This is a genomic window from Streptosporangium sp. NPDC006013 (assembly GCF_040614275.1).
Classification (GTDB): Bacteria; Actinomycetota; Actinomycetes; order Streptosporangiales; family Streptosporangiaceae; genus Streptosporangium.
In genome coordinates this window covers 1-10,072 of record NZ_JBEXUE010000375.1, presented here as the reverse complement: position 1 = coordinate 10,072, position 10,072 = coordinate 1, and the positions used below count along the sequence as shown (strand labels likewise).

Genomic DNA, 10,072 nt, shown 5'->3' with positions numbered 1-10,072 from the left:
TCCAGCCGGTGCAGGCGGTCTCGTTCATGGCGACGCCGGGGACGGTGGTCCAGGCGCCGCCGGTGGGCTGGTAGTGGATGTTGGCGGTCGTCCAGCCGGTGGCGTAGTAGACGGTCACGCTGTTGGCGGCCAGGGCCGCGGACAGCGGGACGACGGCGGAGGTCAGGCCGAAGGCCGCGACGGTGAGCAGTCTGAGGGCGCGTTTGGGAGATGAGCGCATGGGGTTCCTCTGTGCGAGGCGGCGGGGGGATGGTCCGGGGCGCCGGTGGGCGCCCGGGATGGTGGGCCGGGCCCGAGGCCCGGCCAGGAGGTCAGCGCCAGCTGTCGTTGCGCGTCGCGGTGCCGCTCGCCGGGGTGGTGAAGGACCGGTTGGGGTCGCTCTCCCACGTCACCGAGCCGTCGGGGTTCTTCTTGATGTACTTGTAGGAGACCGCGGTGTTGGCCGGCAGGTTGGCCGTGACCTTCCAGACCGGGTAGTCGGCCGATGAGAGCGCCACCGCGTTGGCGGGGTTCCAGCTGCCCAGCTCGGCGATGTCGCCGACCACGAAGACGTTCTGGCCGTAGGAGGTCGTCACGTTCGCGTTGAAGGAGGTGGCGACCTCACCGGGGTTCACCGTCGGGGTGGGGCTTGGCTCGGGGCCGCAGGGGGAGGTGGCGTTGGCGGTCACGACGCCGTTCTTGACCGTGCTCACCCCGCGGCCGATGGTGTAGTCGGAACCGCCGTTGTTGTCCCAGGTGCCGGAGCCGTTGTTGAAGGCGGCCTTGAGCCCGGTGGCGGTGCCGAGGGCGACGGTCTTCTTCTTCCAGCCGGTGCAGGCGGTCTCGTTCATGGCGACGCCGGGGACGGTGGTCCAGGCGCCGCCGGTGGGCTGGTAGTGGATGTTGGCGGTCGTCCAGTCGGTGGCGTAGTAGACGGTCGCGTCACCGGGCGGCGGGTCGGTGGGCCTGACGCCGCCGGCGTGGATGGCGACCGCGCTCTTGCCGGGGACGGTCACCGAGGCGGAGCCGTTCGAGCCGACGGTCACCGTGCCGCCGCCCACGTCGTTGGAGTAGGTTCCGGCGGGCAGGCCGGTGGAGAAGGTACGGGTGACGCTGCCGCTCTCGTTGTTGATCGCGACCCAGCCCTTGTCGCCGCGGCTGAAGGCGATCACGTTGTTGCCGTTGTCGTACCAGTTGCCGACCGAGGTGCCGGCGACGGCGCGGTTGAAGCCGACCATCCCGCTCATCTGGCGGTGGAAGCAGGTCCACTGGCCGTTGCCGCAGTTGACGTCGGTGACGAAGCCGCCGTTGGCGGACGGCGGGCCGCCCTCGCTGTCGCCCCAGGTGAACCCGGAGTAAACGCGCTGGGTGCCGTACGGCCAGGCCAGCATGAAGACGTTGGCCAGCTTGTAAGCGTCGCCGTACTTGTAGTTCATGGTCGAGCCGTTACGTTCGGTGTCGTGGTTGTCGATGAAGACCACGGCCTTGTCACTGGGCACCGACAGGCCCCAGCTCTGGCCGAAGCTCTGCAGGTTCTTGATCTGCCCGGCGAACTGCTCCTTGAGCTTGCGCCCGTACACGAACTCGTGCACGTCGCCGATCCCGGTGTACTGGCTCGGGGTGATCGCCTCCTGATCGCCCTGGATGACCTCCTGGTGGATGTAGGGCGAGCCGGTCAGCTTGCCCTTGATCGCGGCCAGGTCGCCCGGGTTGATGTGCTTGGCGGCGTCGATGCGGAAGCCGTCCACGCCCAGGGAGGTCAGCTTGTTGAGGTAGCCGGCGATCTGGTCGCGGACGTACTCGGAGCCGGTGTTGAGGTCGGACAGACCGACCAGCTCGCAGTTCTGCACCCGCCAGCCGTCGTTCCTGTAGTCGGAGTTGTTGATCCCGCAGACGGGGGAGTGGAAGTCGGCGGAGGAGTAGAGCCCCGGGTAGTTGTACTTGCCGAAGCTGTAGCCGCCGTAGCTGGTGCTGCCCTGGCCGGTCATGTGGTTGATGACGGCGTCGGCGTGGACCTTGACGCCCGCCGCGTGGCAGGCGTTCACCATGTTCCTGAACGCGTTCTCGTCACCGAACTTGCTGGTGAGGGTGTAGCGGGCGGGCTGGTAGATGTCCCACCAGACCGAGCCGCCCTTGGACATCGAGTCACTCGGCGGCGAGACCTGCACGGCGGAGTATCCGGCCGGGCCGAGGACGTCGGTGCACTCCCTGGCGACGGAGTTCCAGTTCCAGTTCCACAGTTTGACGATCGGGCCGGGGGTGGGCGGTGCCGCCTGGGCGGGGGTGCTCAGCGCGACGGGCACCACGACCGCGGCGCCTGCCAGCGCGCTTAACGCGGTGGCAACGATGGCTCTGTAGGGTTTCATGAGTGGGGGCCTCCAGGATCGATGGACGGGTTCCCTGGCCGGGCCGGGTGCTGCAACACCTGGCCCGGCCGTCTTTCCGGGGTATGCGGGGGTCAGGGCTGGACGAAGACGGCGACCGTGCGTGCCGGGACCGTCAGCGTGCCCGTGGCGGGATCGAACGTCGACTGCTTCACGACGGCGTCGTCGCCGGCCGTCTGGACGGGGTGGAGCGTCACCTGGGTGCCCTTCAGCGCGGCGACGGTCTGCGGGCGCGCCTCGGGGGTCGCGTTGAAGACGACGGTGATCGACTTCCAGCGCGGGTCGATCCCCGAGGCGTCCAGGTGCATGGTCACGACACCCGGGGTCTCCGAGGTGCCGCTGGTCGGGAAGGTCAGGCGCTGCTGCACCTCGGCCAGGCTGCCGAGACCGAAGGCCGGGGAGGACGAGCGGATCTTCAGCAGCTCGCCGTAGCGGGCGCGGGCCGCGCCGATCGCCGCGCAGTCCGGCTTCAGCGCCGGGTCGGCGAGCAGCGGCTTGGCGTACTGCCACTTGTCCTCGTTGTCGGCCTTCGGGGGGAGCCCGGCGCCGAAGCCGTTGCCCGCCGAGCAGTCCCAGAGCAGCCGGTTGAACCAGTCGCCGGAGTCGTAGGAGTTGCGGTCCAGCGACTTGGAGCGGAGCCGCTCGCTGCCGGCGTGCACGAACGAGGTGCCCTGCCCGAGCACGGCCGTGGCCAGCGAGAGCGACTGCATGCGCACCCGGTCGGCCATGGTGGTGGCCTGCGGCAGCTTGTAGGCCAGCGCGTCGAACAGCGTCTCGTTGTCGTGGGCGTCGACGTAGGTGACGACCTCGCCCGGCGAGGCGGTGTATCCGGCGGGGGAGCCGTTGTAGTCGACCTGCGAGCCCTTGACCTGTCTGCCGTTCGAGGCGGTGAAGGTGTAGTCGCGGAGGTTGCCGGCCAGCCCGACCTTGATCAGGTCCTGGTAGCCGAGCAACCGGGCCCGCTGCTGCGCCTCGTCGCCGTTGGCGGGCGACCCGTTGGGCGCCCCGGCCAGTCCCGAGCCGAAGCCCTGGACCCGCGGGTCGGGGTCGAACGGGCTGCCGCCGCGGACCGCGTCACGGAGCCGGTCGCTGAAGGTGCCGATCCCGGTGCCCGCCATGTTGGCCTGGGTGGCCTGCTCGAAGCGGGCGTTGTCGGCGACCTCGCCGAAGTTCCAGCCCTCCCCGTACAAGATGATCGACTTCCCGTCCACGCCGTCGCGGGCCACGGTCAGCCTGTCCAGGGCGGCGCGGACCGCGAGCATGTTCGCCTTGGGGTGGTGGCCCATCAGGTCGAACCTGAAGCCGTCCACCTTGTACTCGCGGGCCCAGGTGACGATGGAGTCGACGACGAGTTTGCCCATCATGGCGTGCTCGGGCGCGGTGTTGGCGCAGCAGGTGGAGGTGGCCACGGTGCCGTCGTCGAGCAGCCGATGGTAGTAGCCGGGCACGATCCGGTCGAGCACCGAGGTGGAGTCCTGGCCGGCGGCGTGGGTGTGGTTGTAGACCACGTCCATCACCACCCGCAGACCCGTCCCGTTCAGCCCGCCGACCATGCTCCGGAACTCCTTGATCCGCGAGGACCCCTCGGGGTCGGCGGCGTAGGAGCCCTCGGGCACCGTGTAGTGCAGCGGGTCGTAGCCCCAGTTGAAGGAGTCTCCTGCCACGGTGCGCGCGACGCAGGCCTGCTGCTCCTCGGAGTCGGGGGGCATCGAGGCCAGGTCGCAGTCGGGCTCGGTCCGCTCCGCCCGGCGCTCGGGGACCGTCGCGATGTCGAAGACGGGCAGCAGGTGCACGTGGGTCAGGCCGTCCTTGGCCAGCCCGCGCAGTTCCTTCATCCCCGCCGAGTCGCCGGTGAAGGCCGAGTAGGTGCCGCGGCTGGAGGCGGGGACCGTCGTGTCGGAGGCGGAGAAGTCGCGCACGTGCAGCTCGTAGATCGACGCCTTCTCCTGCGGCACCGCCTTGGGTTTGGCAAGTGACGACCAGCCGTCGGGCCGCAGGGAACGGTCGGACAGGTCGACGAGCTGGCTGCGGCCCGAGCCGGCGGCCAGCGACAGGCTGTAGGGGTCGGTCACCTCGTTGGTGACGATCTTGCCCTCGGCGGGCGCGTAGACCGTGACCAGGAAGGTGTAGTAGCGGTTCTTCCAGCCCTGCTGCCCGCGGACCGACCAGATGCCGGTGCCGTCGTCGCGCCGCATGGCGTGGACGGTGCGGGCCCCGCCGGAGGGGTCGCGGTAGAGCGCCAGCTCGACCTTGCGCGCCGTCGGCGCCCAGACCGACAGACCGGGCGTGCCACCGCTCCATGAGGGACCGAGGCCGGCGGTCGCCGCCTTGGCGTGCAGGTCGTCGAGTACGCCGGGCAACTGCACGCCGGTGGCGGCCAGCAGCGCGCCCGAGGCGTCGCGCTCGACGGCCACGACCTGGCCGCGCAGTGCCTTTCCGACGAGGTCGGCGTCACGCGGGTCGATCGTGAACGCGGCGTGCCCGGCCAGGTGCGGCCACTTCGCCTGCTGCGCCTCGGTGAGCGCTCCGGGAAGGAGGCGGATGATCCGGATGTCGCCGGTCAGGTCGCCCTTGGCATAGGTGATGTCGCCCTTCTCGGAGAAGGCCAGGGAGTGCCGGAGCGAGGACGACGGCTCGACCTTCCACACCACGGTGCCGCGGTCGATCCAGTGCGCCGAGGACTTCGACAGGTCGGCGTCCGCGCCGCGGGCCGCCGGCTGTGGCAGCAGGTAGCCCTCGGTGGCCGCGATCCGCCAGGCTTCGTGGCCGGTCGCCGTGAGGTCCAGCGCCTGGTTGTCGGGAAGGTCTTTCTCGTCACCCTTGTGGATGATGTAGCTCACGTTCTTGGCCCCCTCGGTCAGGGGGACGCGGAAGTAGACGCCGAAGGCGTCTTCGCCCGTGGGCTGGAGCGGGGTGGCCCACTCGGTGGGCTGGGCCACGTCACCCCACAGGTGCAGTCCCCAGCCTTCATATTTCCCGTCGGGACGGTGGTAGTGCAGGATCGCCACGTTCTCGGCCGAGGCCCGGGTCGGATGGATCTTCGCCACGCCCGAGACGACGGCGGCCTCCGGCTGGAGTGCCGGGGTGAACGACTGGTCGGGGCCGGGGTCCTTGGTGTCGCCCTTGTGGATGATGAAGTTCACCGGCGTCGAGGCGTTCTTCAGCGGGACCTTCCAGAACGCGCCGTAGGAGTCGGTGCCGTCCGGCGGGCGCGGGGTGGCCCACTCGGTGGGCACCCCGTCGGCGAGCCCGTCGCCCCACAGGTGCAGGCCCCAGCCGTCGTAGTTCTTGTCCGGCCGGCTGTAGCGGATCGTCGTGTGGCCCTGGGCGGCGGCGCGGGACAGGTGCGTCTCCGCGTTCCCCTCCGCGAGCCAGACCTCGCCGTTCCTGGCGGGGTTGACGACCCGGTCGCCGCCGTCCTTCTCGTCACCCTTGTGGGCGATGATCCCGACGTTGGACGCGCCGGGCTTGAGCTTGATCCAGGCGAAACGGCCATAGGCGTCCTCGCCGGTGAGCTTGAGCGGCTCGGCCCATTCCGTGGGGTTCTCGACGTCGCCCCAGACGTGCAGGCCCCAGCCGTCGTAGTTCTCGCGCTGGTAGTGCACGACCAGCCAGTCGCGCTTGACCGCGCCCGGCTCCTCGGGGTCGGGCTCGGCGCCGACGGTCGCCGCCGCGCTCGCCGAGGCGAAGCGGCCCGCGGAGTCCTTCACCACCGCCTTGTAGGAGATCTTCGTGCCCGCCGCGACGCCGCGCAGGTCGTGGAAGACCCGGAAGGTACGGCCCGCGGGGGAGGCGTTCGGCGCGTCGTCGGTGCCGATCACCCGCCAGGCGTCCCCGCCGACCTTGGCGGCGAAGGTGACCTGGTCGAAGCCGCCTCCCGGTACGGTCGCGGTGACCGGGATCCGGCCGTCCTCGGCGGTGCCCCTGATCTCGGCTCCCGGCAGGGCGATGGAGACGGCCGGGGCCGTGGACGGGGCGGTGAGCTTCGCGGACGCCTTGTAGACCACCGCCGACAGGGCGGGGACGGTGAGCGCGAGCTTCGTGTCCGAGCCGGTGGTGAGCGCGGCGGCGCCCTCCCCGTACACCCTGGTGAAGGCGGCGCCCGCGGAGAAGGTGGGCACGCTCGCGTTCGCCGGCTGCTCGGCGTTGTTGACCGCCACGACGTACTCGACCTGCCGCGCGGCGTCGATCCTGGAGAAGGCGTAGACGCCGCCTGAGGCGAGCCGCTCGATCTGGGCGCCGTCGGCCAGGGCCGGGTGGGCGTCGCGCAGCGCGGCCAGGGCGGAGATGCCCCGGTACAGCGGGTGGGAGGGGACGAAGTTGTCGCGCGCGTGGGTCGCGTCGGTACCGATCAGGTCGTCGCTCAGGTAGCTCTCGGTCTTCGAGGCGAACATGGACGCGCGGGCGTCCTGGTCGCCGCCCTTGCCGGTGAAGCCCTGCTCGTCCCCGTAGTAGACGACCGGCTGGCCCCGGGTGAGGTACATCAGCTCGTGGGCGAGCAGGTCCCTGCGGAGCAGCTCGGAGTCGGGCGCGCCGGGGTTGTCCTGGGAGATGAAACGGCCGATGCGGCCCATGTCGTGGTTGCCGAGGAAGGTCGGCAGCGACGCGGCGTTGCTGTCGGCGTCGGTGTGGTAGTCGTCGCCGGCGTACAGCTGGGCCAGCCGCGCCGCGCCCGCGGTGCCGCCGCTGAAGGAGCGGGCGGCCTCCTGGAAGGGGAAGTCCAGGGTGGCGTTCATCTGGCCCCGGGTGGAGTAGCGGCTGGTGAAGGCGGGTTCGCTGGAGTAGACCTCGCCGAACATGAAGAACCGCTTGTTGCCGTGCTGGGCCGCGTAGCCGCGCAGGGCCGGGGAGAACTTCTCCCAGAACTCCATGTTCACGTGCTTGGCGGTGTCGATGCGGAAGCCGTCGAGGCCGGTCTCGCGCACCCACGTCTGGTAGATGTCCGTCATGCCCTTGACGACCTCGGGACGCTCGGTCCACAGGTCGTCGAGGCCGAAGAAGTCGCCGTACTGGTCGTTCTCACCGCTGAAGGTGGAGTCGCCCCGGTTGTGGTACATCGTCGGGTCGTTCAGCCAGGACGGGGTCTTGGCCTTCTTGGGAGCGACCGGGGTGTACGGGAACGAGCCGGTGTCCACCTTGGGGAAGGTGTTCTTGCCCGCGTAGGCCCGGTCGTCGAACGGCACGCCGTCGGTGTCGACGTAGGGATAGGCGCCCTTGGACCGGTAGGAGTAGGTCTTCTCCGCGTAGTCGATCACATCGGCCGTGTGGTTGGTGATGATGTCGAAGAAGACCTTCATCCCGCGCCGGTGCGCCTCGCGCACCAGTTCCTTCATCTGGGCGTTGGTGCCCAGGTGCGGGTCGATCCTGGTGAAGTCGGTGATCCAGTAGCCGTGGTAGCCGGCCGAGACGTTCGCGCCGGTGCCCTGCACGGGGCGGTTGACGAACGCCGGAGTGATCCAGATCGCGGTGCTGCCCAGGTTCTTGATGTAGTCGAGCTTGCCGAGCAGCCCCTTGAGGTCGCCGCCCTGGTAGAAGCCCTTGTGGGTCGGGTCGAAGCCGGTGGTGAGCCGGTCGCCGGACAGGCCGCCCCGGTCGTTGCCGGTGTCGCCGTTGGCGAACCTGTCGGTCATCGCGAAGTAGAAGCGCTCGCGGCTCAGGTCGGCGCGGAGCGCGTCGCGGGCCAGGTCCCTGTCCGCGGGCTCGGCGGTGCGGCTCAGCGCGGAGACCACGGGCTCGGCGGGGCGTTCCGAGACAGGGGCCGAGACAGGGGCCGAGACAGGAGCCGAGACGGAGGCCGGCGCGGAGGCCGGGGCGGACACCGCGGACCCGGAGGTACCGGTGGCGGAGGCGGCGGCGGGGAGGGGGGTGGCGGCGAGGGGGGTGACGATCAGGGCTGCCGCGAGCGCGGCGCCCCTCAGGAAGGTGGTTCTCGCGCGCCGTGGGGGGAGTGGCCAGACCACGGAGGCCTCCACGGGAGTTGTTTCGAGGGTGTTGCCCGGAAGTTACTCACTGGGATTGCTCTATGCAATCCCTTGCGGCAATTTTCTGAATTCAGGAAAACCCAGAGGAAGCCGTAGTGGGCCAACGGGGGGACAAAAGCGTACAAATGGTACTTTTTGCCATCCGGGGGATGACGCCGCCTCCGCCGCGCTCTCCGGCCCGAGGTCTCTTGCCTCCCGGTTTTGGAGTACTTTGTAACGACTTTGCAGACTCTTGCAGAAAGTTCTTCCAATGGGGTTCACGTCGGCGTAACGTCCGGCGTACTCCAGACCCGGCCGGGCGGCTTCCCCCGCCCCTGGCCGGTCCCCTTGAACCTGAGGAGAAACACATGCGGCGAGCCTTCTCGGCTGCGACGATCGTCGCGGCCCTCGCCCTGGCGGTCTCCGCCTGCGGTGGCGGTGACGCCGGCACGGCGGCCCCCGCCCAGTCCGCGGCGACGGACCCGTCGAAGATCAGCGGCGAGATCACCTGGTGGGACACCGTCCGGCCGGACAGCGAGGGTCCGACGTTCCAGGCGCTCATCAACGAGTTCCAGGCGAAATATCCGAACATCAAGGTCAAGTACGTCAACGTCCCCTCGGACCAGGCGCAGAACCAGTTCCAGACCGCGGCGCAGGCGGGCACGGGGGCCCCGGACGTCATCCGCTCGGAGGTCGCCTGGACCTCCCAGTTCGCCTCCCTGGGCTACCTGCAGCCGCTGGACGGCAGCCGCGCCGTGGAGAACGAGTCCGACTTCCTGGCCGGTCCGCTGAGCAGCACCAAGTACAACGGCAAGACGTACGCCGTCCCGCAGGTCACCGACACCCTCGCGCTCATCTACAACAAGCGGCTGCTGGCGGAGGCCGGCCACGAGAAGGCTCCCGCCACTGTCGAGGAGCTCAAGCAGGCCGCGCTCGACGTCAAGGAGAAGACCGGGGCCAACGGCCTCGCGCTCAACGTCGACTCCTACTTCCTGCTGCCCTTCATGTACGGCGAGGGCGGTGACCTCCTCGACGTGCAGAACAAGAAGATCACCGTCAACTCCCCGGCGAACGTGAAGGCGATGGCCTCGGTGGCCGATCTGGTCGCCTCCGGAGCCGCGCCCAAGCCCGCGATCCAGGACAGCTACGCCAACGCGATGACCGCCCTCAAGGACGGCAAGGCCGCGATGATCTACAACGGCCCGTGGGCGCTGTCGGAGATCTACCAGGGCAAGGAGTTCAAGGACAAGGAGAACCTGGGCATCGCCCCCGTCCCGGCGGGCTCGGTCAAGGCCGGCGCTCCCACCGGCGGCTGGAACCTGGCGATCTACGCCGGTTCCAAGAACATCGACGCCTCCTACGAGTTCGTCCGCTTCATGAGCACCCCGGAGGCCCAGGCGAAGGTCGCCAAGGAGATCAGCCTCCTGCCGACCCGCGTCTCCGCCTACGACAACCCCGACGTTCAGGCCAACAAGGACGTCGCCGTCTTCAAGCCCATCATGGAGACCGCGACCGCGCGGCCGTGGATCCCCGAGGGCGGTCAGCTCTTCCAGCCGCTCCTTGAGGGCTACCAGTCGCTGGTCGGCGGCAAGACGACCCCCGAGGACATGCTCAAGAAGGTGGACGACCAGTACCGCGGCATCTTCAAGGACTGGAGCTGATCCGTGGCGCTCTCGACTGGACGTGTGAACAGCACGGCGGCGGATGGAGCCGGGGCGTCCCAGTCGACTACCTCAAGGACATGGCCGA

4 protein-coding genes are annotated in these 10,072 nt (G+C 69.5%); 1 reads left to right on the top strand and 3 read right to left on the bottom strand.

The window, feature by feature from the left end; all coding sequences use genetic code 11:
- The 3 genes from ABZ260_RS38090 to pulA form a co-directional block, all read right to left on the bottom strand.
- A partial coding sequence (locus tag ABZ260_RS38090; protein WP_355627191.1) for a carbohydrate binding domain-containing protein occupies nt 1–220 on the bottom strand: 220 nt, incomplete at its 3' end.
- A 91-nt stretch (nt 221–311) separates the two neighbouring features.
- Entirely contained in the window at nt 312–2,345 is a 2,034-nt protein-coding gene (locus ABZ260_RS38085) for a carbohydrate-binding module family 20 domain-containing protein (protein WP_355627189.1), read from the bottom strand.
- 92 nt (nt 2,346–2,437) lie between these two features.
- On the bottom strand, nt 2,438–8,323 hold the full coding sequence (gene pulA / locus ABZ260_RS38080; RefSeq protein WP_355627187.1) for a pullulanase-type alpha-1,6-glucosidase: 5,886 nt from the start codon (nt 8,321–8,323) through the stop codon (nt 2,438–2,440).
- A gap of 368 nt (nt 8,324–8,691) precedes the next feature.
- Here pulA and ABZ260_RS38075 point away from each other — a divergent pair, with 368 nt between their 5' ends.
- Nucleotides 8,692–9,984, top strand: coding sequence for an extracellular solute-binding protein (locus ABZ260_RS38075; RefSeq protein ID WP_355627185.1), 1,293 nt, complete (start codon nt 8,692–8,694; stop codon nt 9,982–9,984).
- Nucleotides 9,985–10,072: the final 88 nt, after the last annotated feature.